The organism is Rhizobium mayense (genome assembly GCF_030272705.1).
GTDB classification, from domain to species: Bacteria; Pseudomonadota; Alphaproteobacteria; order Rhizobiales; family Rhizobiaceae; genus Rhizobium; species Rhizobium mayense.
Genome location: NZ_JARFYM010000139.1, coordinates 1 through 321, shown reverse-complemented (window position 1 = coordinate 321; position 321 = coordinate 1). Strand labels below are relative to the sequence as shown.

At 57.6% G+C, this 321-nt stretch carries 1 protein-coding gene; it reads left to right on the top strand.

All coding sequences use genetic code 11. The features are described 5' to 3' along the window. Nucleotides 1–210: response regulator transcription factor (locus PY649_RS34950; RefSeq protein ID WP_285873640.1), on the top strand; the 210-nt coding region annotated here is incomplete at its 5' end. Nucleotides 211–321: the final 111 nt, after the last annotated feature.

Genomic DNA, 321 nt, shown 5'->3' with positions numbered 1-321 from the left:
CTGACAACGCGCGAGCGCGAGGTTCTGCAATTGGTCGCGTCGGGGCTGCTCAACAAGCAAGTGGCCGCTGAACTCGGGTTAAGCGAGATAACAGTCAAGGTCCATCGGGGGAGCGCGATGCGGAAGATGGGCGCTCGGACGGTAGCACAGGTCGTCAGGATGATGGAAGCGATGGAGCGAGGCATCCTCCAGGACCATACGCCAGTATAGTCCGTGCAACCGTACGTTCGATTGCCGTACCTTTCGTCGGCGTTAAACTGCTAGTCGTATATCCATACGTCCTGAAAGGTGTCCCTTGGGCGCGAATATTGCCATCGCGAT